21 protein-coding genes are annotated in these 20,376 nt (G+C 42.4%); 5 read left to right on the top strand and 16 right to left on the bottom strand.

The window, feature by feature from the left end; translation table 11 throughout:
- Positions 1-172: 172 nt before the first annotated feature.
- Positions 173-1,393: an ammonium transporter gene (locus tag HKI82_RS10395; protein ID WP_171137931.1), complete on the top strand. Its 1,221-nt coding sequence runs from the start codon at positions 173-175 to the stop codon at positions 1,391-1,393.
- Positions 1,394-1,578: 185 nt separating this feature from the next.
- On the top strand, positions 1,579-2,322 hold the full coding sequence (gene cobB, locus HKI82_RS10390) for a Sir2 family NAD+-dependent deacetylase (RefSeq protein ID WP_171137930.1): 744 nt from the start codon (positions 1,579-1,581) through the stop codon (positions 2,320-2,322).
- 89 nt (positions 2,323-2,411) lie between these two features.
- Here cobB and HKI82_RS10385 read toward each other — a convergent pair whose 3' ends face one another.
- The 5 genes from HKI82_RS10385 to potA all read right to left on the bottom strand — a co-directional run bounded on the left by HKI82_RS10385 (position 2,412) and on the right by potA (position 7,491).
- Complete coding sequence (locus tag HKI82_RS10385; protein WP_102942037.1) at positions 2,412-3,449, bottom strand: extracellular solute-binding protein; 1,038 nt, start codon at positions 3,447-3,449, stop codon at positions 2,412-2,414.
- Positions 3,450-3,569: 120 nt separating this feature from the next.
- Positions 3,570-4,601, bottom strand: a complete 1,032-nt coding sequence (locus HKI82_RS10380; protein WP_102942038.1) for an extracellular solute-binding protein — start codon at positions 4,599-4,601, stop codon at positions 3,570-3,572.
- A 106-nt stretch (positions 4,602-4,707) separates the two neighbouring features.
- Positions 4,708-5,478, bottom strand: coding sequence for a spermidine/putrescine ABC transporter permease PotC (gene potC, locus HKI82_RS10375; RefSeq protein WP_042482364.1), 771 nt, complete (start codon positions 5,476-5,478; stop codon positions 4,708-4,710).
- Complete coding sequence (potB, locus tag HKI82_RS10370; RefSeq protein ID WP_171138013.1) at positions 5,478-6,335, bottom strand: spermidine/putrescine ABC transporter permease PotB; 858 nt, start codon at positions 6,333-6,335, stop codon at positions 5,478-5,480. The genes potC and potB overlap by 1 nt, the downstream gene beginning before the upstream one ends.
- Positions 6,319-7,491, bottom strand: coding sequence for a spermidine/putrescine ABC transporter ATP-binding protein PotA (potA, locus tag HKI82_RS10365; RefSeq protein WP_373863250.1), 1,173 nt, complete (start codon positions 7,489-7,491; stop codon positions 6,319-6,321). Before potA ends, potB begins: the two co-directional genes overlap by 17 nt.
- Positions 7,492-7,797: 306 nt before the next feature.
- Here potA and HKI82_RS10360 point away from each other — a divergent pair, with 306 nt between their 5' ends.
- Genes HKI82_RS10360 through HKI82_RS10350 form a run of 3 tightly spaced genes read left to right on the top strand, consistent with a single transcriptional unit; the run spans position 7,798 to position 10,047 of the window.
- Positions 7,798-8,598, top strand: a complete 801-nt coding sequence (locus HKI82_RS10360; protein ID WP_102942041.1) for a DUF2189 domain-containing protein — start codon at positions 7,798-7,800, stop codon at positions 8,596-8,598.
- Positions 8,591-9,388: a glucosaminidase domain-containing protein gene (locus HKI82_RS10355; protein WP_171137929.1), complete on the top strand. Its 798-nt coding sequence runs from the start codon at positions 8,591-8,593 to the stop codon at positions 9,386-9,388. The genes HKI82_RS10360 and HKI82_RS10355 overlap by 8 nt, the downstream gene beginning before the upstream one ends.
- On the top strand, positions 9,388-10,047 hold the full coding sequence (locus tag HKI82_RS10350; protein WP_171137928.1) for a DUF2987 domain-containing protein: 660 nt from the start codon (positions 9,388-9,390) through the stop codon (positions 10,045-10,047). The genes HKI82_RS10355 and HKI82_RS10350 overlap by 1 nt, the downstream gene beginning before the upstream one ends.
- A 55-nt stretch (positions 10,048-10,102) precedes the next feature.
- Here HKI82_RS10350 and ttcA read toward each other — a convergent pair whose 3' ends face one another.
- The 11 genes from ttcA to ccoN form a co-directional block, all read right to left on the bottom strand.
- Positions 10,103-11,035, bottom strand: coding sequence for a tRNA 2-thiocytidine(32) synthetase TtcA (gene ttcA / locus HKI82_RS10345; RefSeq protein ID WP_102942044.1), 933 nt, complete (start codon positions 11,033-11,035; stop codon positions 10,103-10,105).
- A 139-nt stretch (positions 11,036-11,174) separates the two neighbouring features.
- Positions 11,175-12,122, bottom strand: coding sequence for a universal stress protein UspE (uspE, locus tag HKI82_RS10340; protein WP_102942045.1), 948 nt, complete (start codon positions 12,120-12,122; stop codon positions 11,175-11,177).
- 130 nt (positions 12,123-12,252) lie between these two features.
- Positions 12,253-13,005 (bottom strand): FNR family transcription factor, encoded by a 753-nt coding sequence (locus tag HKI82_RS10335; RefSeq protein ID WP_042482392.1) that lies wholly within the window; start codon positions 13,003-13,005, stop codon positions 12,253-12,255.
- Positions 13,006-13,095: 90 nt separating this feature from the next.
- Positions 13,096-13,773, bottom strand: a complete 678-nt coding sequence (locus HKI82_RS10330; protein WP_171138012.1) for a sulfite exporter TauE/SafE family protein — start codon at positions 13,771-13,773, stop codon at positions 13,096-13,098.
- Positions 13,763-13,954 (bottom strand): cbb3-type cytochrome oxidase assembly protein CcoS, encoded by a 192-nt coding sequence (ccoS, locus tag HKI82_RS10325; protein ID WP_171137927.1) that lies wholly within the window; start codon positions 13,952-13,954, stop codon positions 13,763-13,765. Before ccoS ends, HKI82_RS10330 begins: the two co-directional genes overlap by 11 nt.
- Positions 13,955-16,333 carry a heavy metal translocating P-type ATPase gene (locus HKI82_RS10320; protein WP_171137926.1) on the bottom strand — a complete coding sequence of 793 codons (2,379 nt, stop codon included), beginning with the start codon at positions 16,331-16,333 and terminating at the stop codon, positions 13,955-13,957.
- A gap of 4 nt (positions 16,334-16,337) precedes the next feature.
- Positions 16,338-16,817, bottom strand: a complete 480-nt coding sequence (locus HKI82_RS10315; protein ID WP_102942049.1) for a FixH family protein — start codon at positions 16,815-16,817, stop codon at positions 16,338-16,340.
- Positions 16,818-16,916: 99 nt separating this feature from the next.
- Positions 16,917-17,894: a cytochrome-c oxidase, cbb3-type subunit III gene (gene ccoP / locus HKI82_RS10310; protein ID WP_102942050.1), complete on the bottom strand. Its 978-nt coding sequence runs from the start codon at positions 17,892-17,894 to the stop codon at positions 16,917-16,919.
- A 7-nt stretch (positions 17,895-17,901) separates the two neighbouring features.
- Positions 17,902-18,072: a CcoQ/FixQ family Cbb3-type cytochrome c oxidase assembly chaperone gene (locus HKI82_RS10305; protein WP_042482410.1), complete on the bottom strand. Its 171-nt coding sequence runs from the start codon at positions 18,070-18,072 to the stop codon at positions 17,902-17,904.
- 12 nt (positions 18,073-18,084) lie between these two features.
- Positions 18,085-18,705, bottom strand: coding sequence for a cytochrome-c oxidase, cbb3-type subunit II (gene ccoO, locus HKI82_RS10300; RefSeq protein WP_102942051.1), 621 nt, complete (start codon positions 18,703-18,705; stop codon positions 18,085-18,087).
- Positions 18,706-18,718: 13 nt separating this feature from the next.
- On the bottom strand, positions 18,719-20,146 hold the full coding sequence (gene ccoN / locus HKI82_RS10295; protein WP_171137925.1) for a cytochrome-c oxidase, cbb3-type subunit I: 1,428 nt from the start codon (positions 20,144-20,146) through the stop codon (positions 18,719-18,721).
- Between the last annotated feature and the right edge of the window lie 230 nt (positions 20,147-20,376).

Here is a 20,376-nt window from a genome sequence, read left to right as displayed (position 1 = left end):
CAATATTATTAATAATCAGATAGTTAATAATTTAGTTGTTGTTGTAGTTACAAACTGGAATACATCTTGCTCATGCTGGGCACAAACATAATAAATTCACCAATATTGTGAATTGCAAAACATTTGGCACCTAGTTGGTGCGCTTTTTTATTCTGCATGGAGTGTAACGAGAATGACTCAAACCGAAAGTCAGGTTTATGGAGCTGTACAAGCCCTGACCCAAAGTTCAGATACTTTATTTTTGCTGCTTGGCGCCATTATGGTGTTTTTAATGCATTCAGGGTTCGCATTTTTGGAAGTAGGGACAGTGCGTAAGAAAAACCAGGTTAACGCATTAGTAAAAATTCTAGCGGACTTTGGTGTATCAACTATCGCTTACTTCTTTATTGGTTACTGGATTGCCTATGGTGCTAACTTCTTTGCTGACGCTGAAACATTGGCTCAAAGCAATGGCTACGAGTTAGTTAAGTTCTTCTTCCTACTGACGTTTGCCGCCGCTATCCCTGCAATTGTTTCGGGTGGTATTGCGGAACGTGCGCGTTTTTATCCGGTTCTCATTGCTACGTTTTTCACTGTTGGTCTGGTTTATCCTTTCTTTGAAGGGATCATCTGGAACGGCAATTATGGAATTCAAGAAGCATTCGAAAATCGTTTTGGCGCAGGTTTCCATGATTTTGCCGGTTCGGTTGTTGTACACAGCGTCGGCGGTTGGATTGCACTGGTTGCCGTGTACTTCCTAGGAATGCGTAAAGGTCGTATTCGCGCAGGTAAACATACCAACTTTGCACCTTCAAACATTCCATTTTTGGCGCTAGGCGCATGGATTTTGTGTGTTGGCTGGTTTGGTTTCAACGTCATGTCTGCACAAGCGATAGCGGGCATTAGCGGCCTTGTGGCGATGAACTCGTTGATGGCGATGGTTGGCGGTATCCTAGCTTCGCTTGTAGTTGGCAAAAACGACCCAGGCTTCATTCATAACGGACCTTTGGCTGGACTCGTCGCCGTGTGTGCGGGTTCTGATATCATGCACCCGCTTGGTGCGTTAGTGACAGGCGTTGTTGCTGGTGCGCTATTCGTATGGTTATTCACACAACTTCAAAACAAAACCAAGCTTGATGACGTACTAGGTGTTTGGCCGTTACATGGTGTGTGTGGTGCTTGGGGTGGCATTGCAGCAGGTATCTTCGGTCAAACGGCTCTAGGTGGCTTAGGCGGCGTTAGCATTGCTGTTCAAGTGATGGGTACTGTGTTGGGTATCCTTGTTGCTCTGGTTGGTGCATTCGTGGTTTATGGAGCGCTTAACGCTCTGACAGGGCTGCGTCTATCCGAAGAAGACGAGTTTATCGGCGCTGACTTGGCTGTACACAAAATTTCTTCAGTCAACGAAGAATAACTTCTCGCTTTATTTTAGTATTCGAGCGTTAAACAAGAGCAGGCCAATGGTCTGCTCTTTGCTTTTCTGAATCACATAACAAGTAATAAGTACTAAAATTAAGACTATTGTCTAACGGCGAAAACTACAGATGAGTTTGCTTCAGTGTTAATCTAGCCAAAAGCTATTCAGAATAAGGATGTTGTATGAAATTTCCGTATCGCAATGTTGTTGTGCTAACAGGCGCTGGAATCTCTGCGGAATCGGGTATTCAGACCTTTCGAGCTCAAGATGGACTTTGGGAAAATCATCGAATCGAAGATGTTGCTACGCCAGAAGGTTTTGCTAAAGACCCAGATTTGGTTCAGGACTTTTATAACCAGCGCCGCCGTAAACTTCAGTCTGATGCCATTCAACCTAATCCGGCACATATTGCTTTAGGTCAGCTGGAAAAAGAGCTTGATGGCAAAGTCACCATCATTACTCAGAACATCGACAACCTGCATGAGCGCGGTGGAAGCCAAAACATTATTCATATGCACGGTGAGTTGCTTAAAGCGCGTTGCAGCGTCTCTAATCAAACCATAGAACAAAAGGGCGATTTGTTGACTGGTGACCTCTGCCATTGTTGTCAAATACCTGCGCAGATGCGTCCACATATCGTTTGGTTTGGTGAAATGCCTCTGCGAATGGGGGACATCTACTCGGCATTAGAAGAAGCAGACTTGTTTATTTCGATTGGCACTTCTGGCGTAGTTTATCCAGCTGCAGGTTTTGTACACGACGCGAAGATGCACGGAGCACACACGATTGAGATAAATTTGGAGCCTAGCGCGGTAGAGAGTGAGTTTGCAGAAAAACGTTACGGAAAAGCGAGTGTTGAAGTCCCGCGTTTGGTTGAAGAAATTCTCGAACTTCAACAACCCGATTTCAAGTTTGGTAATCACTAGCAAGTCACTCTTAAGTTTCCTTGTTCCTAAAATGATTACGGTAAAAAAAAGCGGCTAAAAGCCGCTTTTTCAATTCATACTTTGTTCGATTACTTATCGACTTTAAGTTTCTGGAAGTATTCTTCGTACAGAACGCTTGCGTCACCAACTTCGTCTTGCCACTCACCGCTGTCCATAATTTCTTGCGGAGGGAAGATGCTTGGATCGTTCGCAAACTCTTCAGGAAGTAGCTTATACGCCGCTTTAACTGGTGTTGGGTAACCAATTTCTACTGCAATTTTCGCTGCGTTGTCCGGACGAAGCAGGAAGTCGATCATTTTATGAGCTGCTTCGATGTTCGCTGCACCAGCAGGAATCGCTAAGCTGTCCATCCAGAAGATTGCACCTTTCTCTGGCCAAATAATATCGATGTTTGCGCCTTCTTCACGAGCCATGTATGCAGAACCATTCCACAGCATGCCTAGCGATACTTCACCTGCTAAGTAAGGGTTAGCAGGGAAGTCTGAGTTAAATACCAACACATTTGGCATTAGCTTTTTCAGTTCTTCGTAGGCTGCTTCGATTTCTTTAGGGTCGGTTGTATTTGGTGAGTATCCCAGCTTAACCAGAGCGATATGGAAGACTTCTCGAGAGTCGTCCATCATCATCAGTTGTCCTTCCCATTTGGCGTCCCACAAATCAGCCCAGTTATGGATGTTTGATTTATCCAGCATATCCGTGTTGATACCGATACCTGTCGCGCCCCAAATGTAAGGAATTGAGTAGCTGTTATTTGGATCAAAAGGTTTATTTAAGTAGTTAGAATCCAAACCTGCAAAATTAGATAGTTTCGACTTATCAATCTCAAGAAGCATGCCTTCCTTACGCATTTTAGAAACGAAATACGTTGAAGGGACAACTAAGTCGTAACCCGTACCTTGTGTTTTTAACTTAGCGTACATACTCTCGTTCGATTCGTATGTAGAGTAGATGACCTTAATACCTGTTTCCTTGGTAAAGTCTTCTAGTACTTCGCTTGGAATATATTCTGACCAGTTGTAGAAATAAAGTTCCTGGTCATTAGCCATTGCATTGGTAGTGAATAGAGTCGCAGCACAAAGAGCGCCAGCATACAGTTTACTTTTCATTACTTTTCCATGTTTGTGCAAGAGCTTGCCTAGGCAAACGCGTTTCAAAAAGGAAAAACAGTATAACAGCTCGAAAAAAAATAGGCAGCGAAAGCTGCCTATTTAGTTCTTTTTGCTGGGTTATTGACCCGCTTTAAGCTTCATGAAGTAGTCTTCGTACTTCACTGTTTTGTCGCCAACAGCAGCTTGCCATTCCACACGGTCAAGATCTTCTTGAGAAGGGAATAGTGGAGCTACGTCTTTGAATTTTTCGTTAGACTGAGCAACAGCAGTTAGGTAACCAGTGTCGTTAGAGATTTGCTCTGCGATTTCTGGACGTAGTAAGAAGTCGATCATCTTGTGTGCTGCATCGATGTTCTTCGCACCAGCTGCGATAGCAAAGTTGTCAACCCAACCGATACCACCTTCTTTAGGGAATACAAGTTTAAGAGGTAGACCTTCTTTTTGTGCTGCAGCTGCAGAACCGTTCCAAAGCATACCCAGACCTACTTCACCAGCTAGGTAAGGGTCAGCAGGGTTGTCTGAGTTAAATACTAATACGTTTGGCATTAGTTTTTGTAGCTCAGCGTATGCTTCATCAATTTGTTTTTCGTCTGTAGTGTTACCTGAGTAACCTAGTTTACGAAGTGCAATATGGAATACTTCTCGAGTATCATCCATCAGCATTAGTTGGCCTTTAAGCTCGGGTTTCCATAGGTCGCCCCAGCTTTGGAAGTCGTTTGGATCATACATATCTGTATTCACCGCAAGACCTGTAATAGCAACAACGTGTGGAATAGAGTAGTCGTTATTTGGATCGAAAGGCTTGTTTAGATAGTTAGTATCCAAATTCTTGAAGTTGGTAAGTTTTGACTTATCAATCTTCTGAATCATACCTTCGTCGCGCATTTTAGATACGAAGTAAGTTGAAGGAACAACAAGGTCGTAACCTTCGTTGTGAGTCTTCAGCTTCGCATATAAGGTTTCATTCGACTCGTAAGTTGAATAGATTACTTTGATACCGGTTTCCGCAGTAAACTGCTCTAGAATACCGCTGTTAATGTACGGTCCCCAGTTCATGAATACCAGTTCTTTATCCTCTGCTACTGCTTGCGCAGATAACAGTGAAAGCGCACATGCACTACCAGCTAATAAAGTAGCCCATTTTTTCATTGACGTTAGCTCCAAACCAAACGTTGCCCTTAAGGACATTTTTAAAGGATAACGGAATAACATCGGTTATTCCGTTTCGAATTCCAGTTAGTCAATTAACTGAAAATTATTTCACTTTCTCTTTTGCCAGCAGTTGTGAAGTCACAACCAGTACCAGCGAAACAACCAACATTACGGTTGCCAGTGCATTCACTTCAGGTGAGATACCCACTTTAACCATTGAGTAAATCTTCAATGGCAGAATCTCGTATGTCGGTCCTGTAACGAACGAACTAATAATGACGTCATCAAGAGATAGGGTAAAGCTTAATAGCCAACCTGCTGCAACCGCAGGCTTAGCAAGAGGTAAAATGATTTTCTTCAAAATTACCCATTCACTCGCACCCAAATCTTTTGCTGCTTCTAGCATTTTTACATCGAAGCCATTCAGACGACTGAATACAGTCACAACAACAAATGGCAGACAGAATGTAATATGAGCAATCAATAGCGTCATAAAGCCAAGCTTCGCACCCAACACTAAGAATAGTGCAAGAAGCGAAATTGCCATAACAATGTCAGGAGACATCATTACTACAAACAGCATACCGTTAACCATGTTTTTACCACGGAACTGGTAACGGAATAGGGCTACAGCAGTCAAACTACCTATGATCGTCGCAGCCGTCGCTGAGAAAACAGCCACGCTAATTGAGTGCCATGCTGCTTGCATTAAGCTGTCGTTGTTCATTAATGCGTGGTACCACTTAGTGGTGAATCCACCCCATTTAATACCGAATTTGTTCGCATTAAATGAGTTTGCAATTAACACAATGATTGGTAGGTACAAGAATAGGTACACTACGCTCATAAAGCTAAATCTAACAACTCTTCCCATTAGTCTAGCTCCACTTTCTTATTCAACAATTTGCCAGCACGGTAATATGCGTAAAGCATGATCGCCATTGCGATTGTCAATGCAATACTTGTTGCTGCACCAAACGGCCAATCGCGCGCGTTCAATACTTGGCTCTTAATGACGTTACCAATCAGCAAGTTTTTCGCTCCGCCAAGTAAGTCTGAAATGTAGAACATTCCAAGAGCAGGGAGAAGAACTAGCAAGCAGCCGCCGATAATGCCAGGCATAGTCAGAGGCAAAATAACTTTGGTTAGAGTCTGGAACTTATTAGCACCAAGATCGCGAGCCGCTTCGATGTATGTGTCATCCAATTTTTCAATCGCTGAATAAAGCGGAAGAATCATGAATGGCAATAAGATATACACCAAACCGATCATTACTGCAGTTTCTGTATACATAAGGCGTAGCGGAGCATCAATTAGGCCAATGTCTAACAGTGCCTTGTTCAAAATGCCTTGAGTACCAAGAACAATCTTCAAGCCGTATGTACGAATTAATGAGTTGGTCCAAAATGGAACAATCACCAAAAACAGCATAATCGGACGCCATTTTTCAGGCATCTTAGCGACGATATAAGCAAACGGGTAACCGATAATTAAACACAAGATGGTTGCTACGATCGCCATATAGAAAGAATGAAGCATTACTTTCGCATAGAGCGGATCTAACAATCTTAAGTAGTTATCAAAGGTAAACGTCAACTCAATCAGATTTGCTTCATCACGAGTCAGAAAACTTGTAATGATAATCATCAGGTTAGGGATCAGAACAAAAAGAACTAACCAGCCAACAATTAAACTGATGATTGAAGTCTGAAGATTAAACTTCTTGCTCATCATTGAGGACTACCTCCCAGCTTTCTACCCAAGTGATAGTAACTTTTTGGCCGATAGAGTGGTCAACGTCAGGATCATCTTCATTAAAGAACTCACTAACCATAACACTCATGCCTGAATCCAACTGAACAACGGATTCTAAAGTCATGCCTTTGTAGGTGCGATCTGTCACGTGACCAACGATACCTTTGGTCTCTGACTCTTTGATCTCTTCAATGCGTAAATCTTCTGGGCGAAGAAGAACTTGGAGTTTATCGCCAGCATTGACCGGTTTGTCGTAATAAACCACAGATTCAACGCCTTCGATATCAACCAGAATACGTTTATCATCAAGACGTTTAATGGTTTCTGCAGCAAATACGTTGATTTCACCGATGAAGCGAGCAACAAATAGGTTTTTAGGATCTTCGTAAATTTCACGAGGAGAACCATCTTGTTCGATATTACCGTCACGCATCACGATAATGCGGTCAGACATAGACAAGGCTTCTTCTTGGTCGTGAGTAACGAAGATAAAGGTGATGCCAAGTTGACGCTGTAGATGCTTAAGTTCACTTTGCATCTGTTTACGTAACTTGTAATCAAGAGCTGAAAGAGATTCATCTAACAGAAGTACTTTTGGTTTATTCACAACAGCACGAGCAATAGCGATACGTTGTTGCTGACCACCTGAAAGTTGGTGCGGTTTACGCTGCGCCATTTGATCCAAACGAACCATACGCAAAGCTTCCATAACTCGAGGTTCGATGTCATTAGCCGGCACTTTTTGCATACGCAGACCAAATGCTACGTTTTCAAAAACCGTCATGTGAGGGAATAGAGCGTAACTTTGGAATACGGTATTGACGTGTCGTTGTTCAGCAGGAACTTGAGTAACGTCTTGACTATCCAGTAGAATCTGACCGCTATCAGCAGATTCAAAACCTGCTATCATTCTTAAAACGGTAGTTTTACCACACCCTGATGGGCCAAGAATTGTTAGGAATTCACCATGGTTAACGTCTAGCTGCAAGTTACCGATGATCTGTTTACCATCAAAACTTTTACTGATACCAGAAAGTCTAACGACTGGTTTTCCTACTGAATTTGGTTTGTTCAACGTCTGTCTTTCTCCACCCTGATCCGCAGATAAGTTAACTAGAAGTTGTAAAACTATCTACTTGTTGGACCTGTTAAATAATTACAAATTAGTGGCGCATGATAATCACGAAAAAGGCGATCTCAAAGCGTTTTCTTATCTTGAAACACAAAAAGTTTTGTAGTTAAAAGCAAACTTTCATTAACATCCAAGTTGCGATAACTATCAATGCTTTCAACTGGTTAATTATCAACCATATTAATAAGAAAGCAAGATGCAATTCGAGATTCGATTTTAGACTCGGGTGCATTTCAGTATAATGAATCAAAATTTTATGTTGTCATATTTCCATACCAAATATGACTCGCCAACTTAGGGCATTTTATGAGCAAGGATATAGAGAGAGATTTCAACGTAGGTGGTACTGTTGAGCAAGCGCTGTCGGGCCAATATCAACTAAAAGTTGGTGAGGTTCTGAAAGAGTCTTGGGATACAACACTCAAGCATTTTGTCTCTTTTTCTCCAGCAATCGTAGTAATGATTGCCATACAAATTGCAATATTTTTCGTAGCGCTAAAGCTTCAACTTGGTGATCCTTCTGCAATCATTACCGCTATAGAGCAAGGTTCTGAATTTCCAGAAGGGATGATTGAGGCCATTTTCATTGCCAACTTCAGTTACGAAGTTGTCAGTGCGCCTATTTTTGCTGGTGTTAGCTTGATGGCAATGAGCCATGCGGCTGGCTTGAAAACAAAAACTCGACACATCAGCAAAGGTTTGCAGTTTACCATCCCAGTTATCTTGGCAACGTTGGTAGGATTAGTTCTACAAGGCATCGCAGGAATGATCTTCCCTTTGCTGTCTATGTATCTTTCCATCGCATTTAGCAACTCTATCTTACTGATTTGTGAGAAAAGAGTGCCACCAATGCAATCACTGTTTTTGTCACTGCGTGCCGTAAACAAAAAGTTATTGCCTCTCGCGTCGCTTTACTTAATCGTGATGATTATGTTTGTTACAGCGGCTCTCATGTACGGAATAGGCTTGATTTTTGTTGTTCCGTTTTTCTTCCACTTAAAAGGAATTATCTACCGCAACATGTTTGGGGTGCGTTTAAAGATCATCACGACTAATAAAGATAATGATGACAATCAGGATAATAACTCTCAGGTATTTAATGCATAAGTTTTTTCAAGTTGCCGCTTTGGGCGGAATCATCGCAGTTGCTGGCTATGGCTATTACAATTTTGAAAGCCAAAAGAGCCTGACTGAATCTGTAGCTAACAAAGGTAAAGCAGTATCAAAAGCACCAGATTTTACTGCTTATACCGATGTAAATGAGAAGAAACATGCATTCTTTTCATACCTTAAGCCGGGAATTGCTTTAGAAAACCAACGAATTGAAAAAGAAAGAGAAAGGCTGATTCGTCTCAAAGAGCATCTTGAATCAGGTTCAATTTCTGATTCTGACATTGACGATGCAAAACGCCTCTCTCATCTATATCAAGTTGAGTTGCAGGGGGATGTTGTCACATCTGACTGGATTGACAACATGCTGCATCGCGTTGATGTCATCCCTGAAGCATTGGTACTAACGCAAGCAGCAAACGAGTCTGCTTGGGGCACATCGCGATTTGCTCGCACGGCAAAAAACTATTTTGGCCAGTGGTGTTATAGCAAAGGGTGCGGCGTAGTTCCATTACAACGTAGCGAAGGAATGACTCATGAAGTGGCGAAATTTAAGTCTGTTCAAGAATCAATCCACCGTTACTTTATGAATGTAAATAGAAACCAAGCTTACTTTGACTTGCGCGAAATCCGCTTCCAACTTAGAGAAGATGGCGCAGATTTGTTGAGTATGAGTAGTGCAATGGAAATGAGTAATGGCTTATTGAAATATTCTGAACGAGGTGAAGACTACATTCAGGATTTACAAGCTATGATGCGTCATAACGAACAATTTTGGACAAATTAATGAAAGGAATTACAGCGTTAGCCCTAGGGCTAGTTTGTGCCAGCTTTTCTATCAATGCTGCGGCTCAAGAATACATGTTTACCTACAGCAAACTGTATTCATCTCTCAAGAACAACAACAAACCAGAATACCCAGATGTGAAAGTCGGTGTGTTTTTCGTCAATGCCGATACCAAAAAGCTATGTACGATTGAAAAAGCTTGGATGGAAAAAGAAGAACATTACGAACTGATTCCGAGCAGCGATATCAATGAGCTTCTGCTACCTATTGATGAAAACCTTAAACAAGCTAATCCACTAGTGTTTGTTGATACCCCACAGGATACGCGTTGCGATTTCTCCCTTGTGGTAATGACTAAATCCACTCTATCTGATCAAGTTCTGTATTCTGACGTAGAGAAATTGCTTCCACAGATGCAGGAAATTCTCGAATCGTTAGGCGGTATGTTCTCTAGTTGGTTTACACCTGAAGTTGCAGGTGTGACATTAGAGTTTGCGAACAACTTGAATGGTTTCATTCAGTTAAGTAGTGGATCAGACGTTGAAATTGTAAATGGTAAAGCTCAGGTTTCTTTAGCGCAAATTGGAAAAGATGGTTGGATGAAACTACCCGAAGAAACCACCCGAGTTCTTCCATATTTACCAACTGCGAAAAAATGACAAAAAAAGGCTGCAATTAATGCAGCCTTTTTCTTAACGATTCATAAGTTGGAAATCAGACGTTAGTCACGTCTAGTTTCAAGCTTGGATCAAACTCCATTACACTGTCTTCATCTTGAATTGGCATTGCCGGAATATCTTCCTTATCAAAACCAATATCACCACCATTAATTACACCTGACTCACTGTTAATAGATTTAAAATCAAACAGCTCGAAGTCAGCTAAGTGACTAGGTACTACATTTTGCATAGCGCGGAACATTGATTCAATTCGACCAGGGAATTGCTTATCCCAAGTATTCAGCATCTGCTTAATATTCTGACGCTGTAAGTTTGGCTGAGAGCCACACAGGTTGCACGGAATAATAGGGTAGTCACGCATGCTTGCGTACTTGATGATGTCTTTCTCACGGCAATAAGCCAGAGGACGGATTACCACGTGTTCACCGTTGTCAGATACAAGCTTAGGTGGCATACCTTTCATTTTTCCGCCATAGAACATGTTGAGGAACAAGGTCTCAAGAATGTCGTCTCTGTGGTGCCCAAGTGCAATTTTAGTCGCACCTAACTCTTTCGCAGTGCGGTACAAAATACCACGGCGTAGACGAGAACATAGCGAACAGGTTGTTTTACCCTCAGGGATCTTGTCCTGAACGATTGAGTAGGTATCTTCTTCTATAATCTTGTACTCAACGCCAAGCTGCTTCAAATATGCTGGCAGAATATGCTCTGGGAATCCCGGTTGCTTCTGATCAAGGTTTACTGCTACCAACTCAAAAGAGACAGGTGCGCTCTTTTGTAAGCTCATTAAGATTTCAAGCATAGTAAAGCTGTCTTTTCCGCCAGATAGACAGACCATGATACGGTCGCCATCTTCAATCATGTTGAAATCAGCGATTGCTTGGCCTGTATTACGACGAATACGCTTTTGCAATTTGTTGAAATTGTATTGTTGAGCCTTGGTTAGCTCTTGAGTTTGCTCAGTCATCAGGTTGCAGTCTTTAATCTTAGAAACAAAATGAAGTGCGTATGATACGGATAAATTAACGATATGCCAGAGTTAAGCGTTCAAGCACAAAAAAAAGTCCCTAGACTTTCGTTTAGGGACTGATGACGTTTGCGGATTGTTATGAAGCAATGGTTGGATCAAGTGGGCTAACATACCCTCTAGGTTTTAGTGCCATTACATCACAGTTAATTTTATCAATCACTTGTTCAGCAGTATTACCAATAAACACCGCAGACAGACCAGTTCGGCCAGTTGTACCTAAGATAACCATCGCAGCATTTAGCTTTTCAGCCGCTTGTGGGATGACATCTTCAGGCAGACCTTGTTGCACGAGCGTATGTTCTTCATCGATACCATGCTTCTGACGTAACGCTTTCATGGCGGTTAAATGATGCCCGCGAACCGCATCGGTATAGGTTGTCGGATCAAACTCAGGCAACTCGATTGTGATATTTGCCGGAGTGACCGGATATGCGTTAACCAAGTATGAGTTTGTGCCTAAACGTTCAGAAAGATTTAAGAGCTGTTCGACCATTCTGTCATTGAGATCTAAGTGTGTGTCAACTTCAGAACCGACATGAACAGAAGCGATAATATTCGCATTCTCAGGCCAATCTGAATTCTTAACCAACAAGACAGGGATAGGGCACTTACGAAGTAAATGCCAATCGGTAGGAGTGAAGATCACCGATTCCAAAACGTCATGCTTACGAGTACTTTTGATCAAAATGTCGTGTTCACCAGCGAACACCTCACCGATGATGGCTTCATAGGGACGGTTATGCCAAACGACTTTAACATCAAAAACGATGGATTCTTTGATGTAAGGTTCTGCAACTTTCTTCATCCACTGTTCACGTTGATGAATAACACCACGTCTCATAGCATCACGTTCCTCTCCAGATAACATGGATGTCATGTCATAGGAGAAGTCATAGATAGATAAGAAGAACGTAATATGACTTGTTGAGCGACTTTTCTTAGCTAATTGAATAGCTCGGGCTAAAGCGGGTTGTTCATCATGATTTATATCAGCTACAACCAGAATCTTGTTGTAAATACTCATAACAAACTCCTTTATCGTTTCGGAGATTTCTTATTTAAGAGTAGCTTAGAAGTTGCGAGAGGTTTAGCAAAAAAAGAGGGATTATAGAAGAAGTATGACGCAGCTCATTGTTGAGCTACGTCATTGATGTTTATTTACTTTCTTTAGAGACGCCAGCCAATTCCATCAAAGCATCATGATCGATGATTGTGATGTATTTGCCTTTAACACTCAGAATTTCTGATTTTTGGAAGCGGCCAAGTAGGCGGCTAATGGTTTCAACAGTCAGACCTAGGTAGTTACCGATATCACCACGAGTCATGGTTAAACGGAACTCTCTTGGGCTAAAACCACGTTGTGAAAAACGAGTAGATAGATTAAACAAGAAAGCAGCTAGACGTTCTTCAGCATTTTTCTTTGAAAGCAGAAGAATCATCTCTTGGTCGCCCTTAATCTCATTACTCATTAAGCGCATAATTTGTTGGCGAAGCTTAGGCATCTTGCCTGAAAGGTCATCTAAGATTTCATAAGGGATTTCACAAACCATAGAAGTCTCAAGTGCTTGAGCGAAACTAGGGTGTGCATCGCCCGTAATTGCATCAAAGCCAACTAAATCACCCGCAAGATGGAAAGCAGTAATCTGTTCGTCACCTTGCTCTGTAATGGTATAGCTCTTGATTGTACCTGAACGGATTGCGTACAAAGACTTCAGCTCATCACCAGCTTTGAACAATTCCTGACCTTTTTGAATTGGCTTTTTACGCTCAATAATTTGGTCAAGTTGATCCAGTTCAGACTCGTTAAGAGTGAATGGAATACAGAGTTGGCTAATACTACAGTCTTGGCAGTGAATAGCACATCCACCAGATTGAATTCGCTTCGCAGCAGGCTTTTCCGAAATCATAACGACCTTTCACTAATTGATTTACATCAATATTTTAGCATCCCTTCACACTAAAGGATAGTTAAAAAAATCATTTTGCTAATCAATCATCTAGCTAAGATTAACTAGCATGTTTATTGCGTTGTAGCCGGTATAGATGCCGTAACAAATAATTGAAATTGCAACAATTGTCCTAAAAACAGGCGACTGCTGTAACTGCTTAATTTGTGTTGCTCCGAATCCAACGAGCAGCATAGAAGGCAATGTCCCAAGGCCGAATGAACCCATAATCAGAGCTCCCTCAAGGGTACTACCGGAAACAGCCGCCCACGTTAGCGCAGAGTAGACTAAACCGCAAGGTAGCCAACCCCAGATAATTCCAAAAGGTAGAGCGTGCCAGCTTTTTTTTAACGGAAGCAGCTTTCTCCCCAGAGGAGAAATGTATTTCCATAAACCAGTGCCTAGCTTTTCTAATTTTAGTAAACCAAACCACCAACGACCGACATACAAACCGAGAACTATCATCATCATTGCAGACAAAATCCTCAGCCAGATTAGCGAATGATTGAGTGTCGATATTTGAGTTAAAGTTGTGGCTAATCCACCAATCAGTGCGCCAAAAACGCAGTAACTGAATATACGCCCGACATTATAAAATATGATTGGTAGAGCTGTTTTATTAGTGCCTTGGCCAATACTTAGCAGGGAGCCTAAACCGCCGCACATTCCGACACAATGTCCAGTGCCTAATAAACCGACAACAAAGGCTCCAACGAAATCAGCGTTCATCATTTTTTTCGTTGTCAGGATGATTTTTTGGCGTTAAATGCTCATCCTCGTCAAACAAGATGTTATGGCCTTGACGCTCTAGATCTTCGAACTGATCACTTTTGACCGCCCACAAAAATATGGCAACAGCTACGGCTACAATGACGATCGCGATGGGAATTAAAATATACAAGCTTTCCATTTAGTTATTCTGTTCCTTCAGTAATCGAAGAGAGTTAGATACTACTATAATCGAGCTCGCAGACATACCGACAACCGCGACATATGGGGCAACAAACCCTGCAACAGCTAATGGCAAAATAACCACGTTGTATCCCAACGACCAAGCCAGATTTTGTCTGATAATGCTACGGGTTTTTAAAGCTAGCTCACGAGCATCCAGTAAGCGATCCAACTTATCGCCGAGCAAGACCATATCAGCAGAAGCTTTCGCTACATCAGTACCGCCGCCCATAGCAACAGACAGATGAGCACCTGCAAGAGTTGGGGCATCGTTGATACCATCACCAACCATTAATGTAATGTCTTGCGTATCCAGCGAACGTAAGTAATTGAGTTTATCTTCAGGCTTGGCTTGTGCAATTACATTGTCCACACCGAGTTCACTCGCGACAGTTTCAGCATTAACTTGAGAATCGCCCGTCAATAGCGTGATTCGAATACCTGCTTGGTGAAACTTGTTAATAAAGCCTTTTGCTTCAGAACGAATAGGGTCCTGATAATAGAATGTCGCAATATGTTTCGAGTCGATAGACATATACACGGCGTTTCGCTCGTTGACGATGTCGTTGCTTCCCAGAACGTAATCCGCATTACCGATGCAGACTTTGTTGCCTTCAAACGTGCCTTCTATTCCTGAACCTATCGTGTTTTTTACATCCGACGATACGAAGTCAGCGTTTAAGTAAGGTTTGAATGCACGAGCAATAGGGTGATTAGCATATTGTTCAAGCTCTGCAGCAATCGCTAAACATTGTTCCTTAGTCCACTGTGGTGAGTGTACTTTCACCTCGCTGATTTCGATATTTCCATGTGTGAGCGTGCCCGTTTTATCTAAAACGAGGTGATTAACGTTACACAGAGTTTCAAATACATGATTCTTACGAAGCAAAATGCCATAGCTGCCAAGGCGCGAAGTAGCACAGGTTATCGCCGTTGGTGTTGCTAATGAAAGAGCACAAGGGCAGGTAGCAACGAGTACAGATAACATAATCCAGAATGCATCGTCTGGGCGCGAGCTATGCCAGAACAGCCATGTACCTAGCGCAATAACCAGAATGATAGCGACAAAGTATCTCGCGACTACATCTGCAATCTCAGCAATTTTCGGCTTCGATGATTGAGCATCGTCTTGAAGGCGAACAATGTTTGAAATTACCGAATCTGCTTTTGTTGCCGTTACTTCTAGAACAAAAGATTCTTCGCCGTTTAGTGTTCCGGCGTATACAGCGTCGCCAATGTTTTTAACCACAGGTAGCGATTCGCCAGTTAACATGGACTCATCAACATGAATCCGGCCTGAAATAACCGCTCCATCTGCGGGAATGTGCTCTCCTGGTAATACGCGGATTTTCTCTCCAATTTGCAGAGTCTTAACCGGCGTTTGAGAGCCATCAATACGTGTGGCAATTGCTGGAATTAATTTTAATAAGTTTCCACTGGCCGCAGCCGCTTTTCGTCTTGCTCGCATTTCCAGAAAACGTCCCACCAGTAGGAAGAAGGTGAACATGGAAATGGACTCAAAGAAGACTTCGCCTTTTTGAGTAACAGTAGCAAAAAGACTGGCTACATAAGCAAAGATAAGAGCAATTGATACGGGTACGTCCATACCAAGCGTGCGGCCTTTAATGCTACGCCAAGCGTTGACATAAAATGGGAAAGCAGAGTAGAGAAGTACAGGAGTGGCAAATAATAGGCTCACCCAGCGAAAGTAGTTCTTAAATTCACTATCCAGATCACCAAACGCTTCTAAGTACAAAGCCACCGCAAGCATCATTACTTGCATTGTTGCTAAGCCTGCAATACCCAATCGATATAGATATTGCTTCATTGACTGGTGATATTGTGCTTCGTGTTTATCAGCCTCGAAAGGCGCAGCCTTGTAACCTAAATTATGGATACGCGAGAGAATATCACTGAGTTTAGCTGTAGATTTGTCCCAACTGAGCAGAGCCCTGTTCGTTGTGGTATTGACACGAATACCTATTACACCGGGTTCTTTAACTAATTGTTTTTCTATCAGCCAGGCACATGCGGCACAAGACACCCCTTCCAGTGACAACGTCACTTCAGAGTGTGAGTCGACATTTCTAACAAATTCAGCCTGAACGTCTGAGTTATCGTAATGGATCAATGCTTTTAGCTGTTCGGGGACTAACTCAACTTTATCCGCAGTTGTTGTTCGAAACTGGTAATAGGATACAAGCCCATTCTCAACAATAGTTTCAGCTACGGTTTTGCAACCGGGGCAGCACATGTCTCGTTCTTCGTTGAGAATGGTGACTTTGAAATCGGTGTTGTCTGGTACATCTTCACCGCAGTGGTAACACGCTTTATTCATATCACTAGTTCATCAGTTGAGTCGGAGAAGCAGAAGGGAATGTAACTCGACCTTGAACCAGCCATTCACCATTGTGTGGTGTTAGCTCAATAAACCAAGGGCCTTGCATCTCATCATCACGGGTAATTTTGTAATTACCTTTTGCGTCAGCAGTGATCAGCTGCGAGAAGTCTCTATCTGGAAGCGTTCTGTGAGCGAACATTGCCTGAATAGCAGGATAGTGATCCAGTTTGCCTTTATTAAACTGGATAATGATTTCATTGCCTTGAGAGCTAACAGCAGCATTCAGACCAAGATCTTTAGCTACGTGTATCTTAGACAAATCTACATTAATGCCTTTTCCTTTTTTATAGTAATCCTCAGTTACCAATGAGACTGAGTTATTCGAAAACACGATAACCGTAACGATCGTCCATACAACAACTGTAAGTGGAAGGATAATCAGGAACCACGGCCAAAATTGTTTATACCAAGGCTTTACCATAAAAAAGTTCTCTACAACAAAAAAGAAGGGATTAAACTTAGAAGGCTTAAATTTAAGAAAAAAGCAGCCCCTAGAAAAGGGGCTGTTATTAGATTTTTACTATTTATCTGAATTGCTTAGGCTCCAGACATAAGCCGCAACGAGTTGCACCTTGTCTTCACCTAGAATGTCAATCCAAGCTGGCATTACACCAGAACGGCCGTACATAACTGTTTCAGTTACCGCAGCACGTGAATCGCCGAACAACCAATCTTGGTCAGTCAGGTCAGGAGCACCCACAGCAGGGTTACCTTTACCATCTGTACCGTGACAAGCTGCACAAACGACGAAGCGCGCTTTACCTGCTTCAGCTTCACGAGCATTTACAGAACGACCACTTAGGCTAAGTGCGTAACTTACTACTTCAGCTACACCTTGCTCACCCAATGCATCTTTCCATGCTGGCATCTGACCAATACGACCATGACGAATCGTTGTCACGATTGCATCAGGCTCACCACCGTATAGCCACGCGTTGTCAGTTAGGTTAGGGAAACCTTTCTGACCACGAGCATCAGAGCCGTGACACTGAGAACAGTTTTGTAGGAACAAACGTTGTCCAACTTTCAATGCATCAGAATCTGCTGCAATTTCAGTAACAGGACGTAGTTCCGAACCACCATCTTTGTATGCCAAACGCTTGAAAGCTTCACCGAAGTACGCATCAGCATCATCAAGTTCCTTCGCGTATTGAACAAGAGTTTTTGTTTCTTGAGCTTTAGCAATAGAAGCTTTTGATTCTTCCAACGTACGTACTTTTTGGTCTGAACTTTGCCAACCTAAAACGCCTTTAAAGTTCCCCAAACCTGGGTAAAGCGTTAAATAGACAGCAGCAAAAATGAACGTACTAATAAATAGATAGGTCCACCACTTAGGCAGCGGGTTGTTTATCTCGCGAATACCATCGTACTCGTGGCCCATGTCAGCGCCTTCTTCAACACCCATTTTGTCTTTAAGACACCAAACGAGAAGAATTGCGCATCCAAGTAGGGTACCAACCGTAATTACGATGATCCAAAGACTCCAAAATGTCGTCATTACTCAGTCACTCCTTGTTCTTATTAGAGGGTGTTTCTTTTTGTTCATCTGCAAAGATCAAGTTTGCGGCTTCGTCAAAACGCGCTTTACGCTTTTTGCCAAATGCCCACCAAACTACACCGATGAAGCAGACAAACAACGTTATGGTCCAAATACTGTGAATAGTACCGATATCCATAATTACCTCTGTTTATTTCATTGCGTGACCAATAGACTGAAGGTAAGCAATGATGGCATCCATCTCTGTTTTTCCTTCAACATCTTTCGACGCATTCGCTATTTGCTCATCTGTATATGGTACGCCGAACTGATTGCGGAAAACCTCAAGTTTCTTCTGAGTGTTTTTCCCATCCAGTACGTTTTCAGCTAACCAAGGGAAAGCAGGCATATTCGATTCTGGAACTAGCTCACGAGGGTTCATCAAGTGAACACGGTGCCATTCATCTGAATAACGACCACCAACACGAGCAAGGTCAGGACCAGTACGCTTAGAACCCCATAGGAATGGATGTTCCCAAACACTTTCACCGGCTACAGAGTAGTGTCCATAACGTTCTGTTTCAGAACGGAAAGGACGAACCATTTGGCTGTGACACACGTTACAACCTTCACGGATGTAAATGTCACGACCTTCCATCTGCAATGCAGTGTATGGTTTCAGGTTTTCTACTGGCTCAGTAGTTTGCTTTTGGAAAATCAACGGTGTGATTTCAACTAAAGCACCCCAACTGATGGCGAATACAATCATAATTGCCAACAAACCGACGTTACGTTCGATAATGCCATGGCGATTATTAGAATCTGAACTCATTCTTTAAATCTCCTTACGCTGGTTGTTGGATAGCTTTTAGGCTGTGATTCGGAGCTGAGATCGTCTTATATGTGTTGTACGCCATTAGGAACATACCAGATAAGAAAATAAAACCACCGATGAAACGTACGGTATAGAATGGGTACGAAGCCTGTACAGACTCAACAAAGCTGTAAGTTAACGTACCGTCAGAGTTAACTGCACGCCACATCAAACCTTGCATTACACCCGAAATCCACATCGCCACGATGTACAGAACAGTACCGATTGTTGCTAACCAGAAGTGAGCATTAATCAAGCTAACTGAATACATACGTTCTTGGTTAAACAGGCGAGGGAGCAAGTGATATACAGAACCAATCGATACCATTGCAACCCAACCCAATGCACCAGAGTGAACGTGACCAATCGTCCAGTCAGTGTAGTGAGAAAGTGCGTTTACTGTCTTAATCGACATCATTGGGCCTTCGAAGGTAGACATACCGTAGAAAGACAGAGATACGATTAGGAAGCGCAAGATAGGGTCATAACGTAGCTTATGCCATGCACCAGACAACGTCATGATACCGTTGATCATACCACCCCAAGAAGGAGCGAATAAAACCAAAGACATCACCATGCCCAAAGACTGAGTCCAGTCTGGAAGAGCTGTGTAGTGTAAGTGGTGCGGACCTGCCCAGATATAAAGTGAAATCAATGCCCAGAAGTGAACAATCGATAAACGGTAAGAGTAAACTGGACGTTCTGCTTGCTTAGGTACGAAGTAGTACATCATACCTAGGAAACCAGCTGTTAGTAGGAAACCTACCGCGTTGTGACCATACCACCATTGAACCATAGCATCGACAGCACCTGAATAAATCGAATATGACTTAGTCATTGATACTGGGATTGCCATGCTGTTTACAATATGCAGAACAGCAACAGTAATGATGAAGGCCCCAAAGAACCAGTTTGCTACATATATATGAGACGTTTTACGTTTCACAAGTGTTCCAAAGAACACCACTGCGTAAGAAACCCATACTACTGCGATAGCAATATCGATAGGCCATTCTAACTCAGCATATTCTTTACCAGAGGTAAAACCTAATGGTAGAGAGATTGCTGCGGATAAAATGATTGCTTGCCATCCCCAAAAGGTGAATGCAACAAGCGGCCCACCAAATAGACGAGTTTGACAGGTACGCTGTACAACATAATAAGAGGTTGCGAACAGGGCACTTGTACCAAACGCGAATATCACCGCATTAGTATGCAACGGACGGAGACGACTATACGTCAGCCACGGCGTATCAAAGTTTAGCTGTGGCCAAACTAATTGAGCGGCAATCAAAACACCTACACCCATTCCGACAATACCCCAGAGAATAGTCACTAAGGTAAATTGACGAACGACTGTATAGTTATAGTTTTGTTCAAGCTGCTTTTCTTGGCTCATTTTGCATGCTTCCAATGTCTAATTAACTACACTTTTCTTCCAACACGACAAATGTCGCAATGCCACCCAAATCCACAACAAAATTAAAGTTTTATCAAAACGTTAATAGCTATTGCTGACTTTACGAAAAAGTGGCATTTTCAAGCGGAAAAGTATACTGCAATTAACAATTCAATGACAGTGTAGTAACCTTACCCTTTATCAGGTTTTGCCCTTTTATTTCAAAACTT

Origin of the sequence: Vibrio plantisponsor, assembly GCF_013041605.1 — a bacterium.
Classification (GTDB): domain Bacteria; phylum Pseudomonadota; class Gammaproteobacteria; order Enterobacterales; family Vibrionaceae; genus Vibrio; species Vibrio plantisponsor.
Note: the sequence above shows the minus strand (reverse complement) of the source record. Positions and strands in the feature narration are given on the sequence as shown.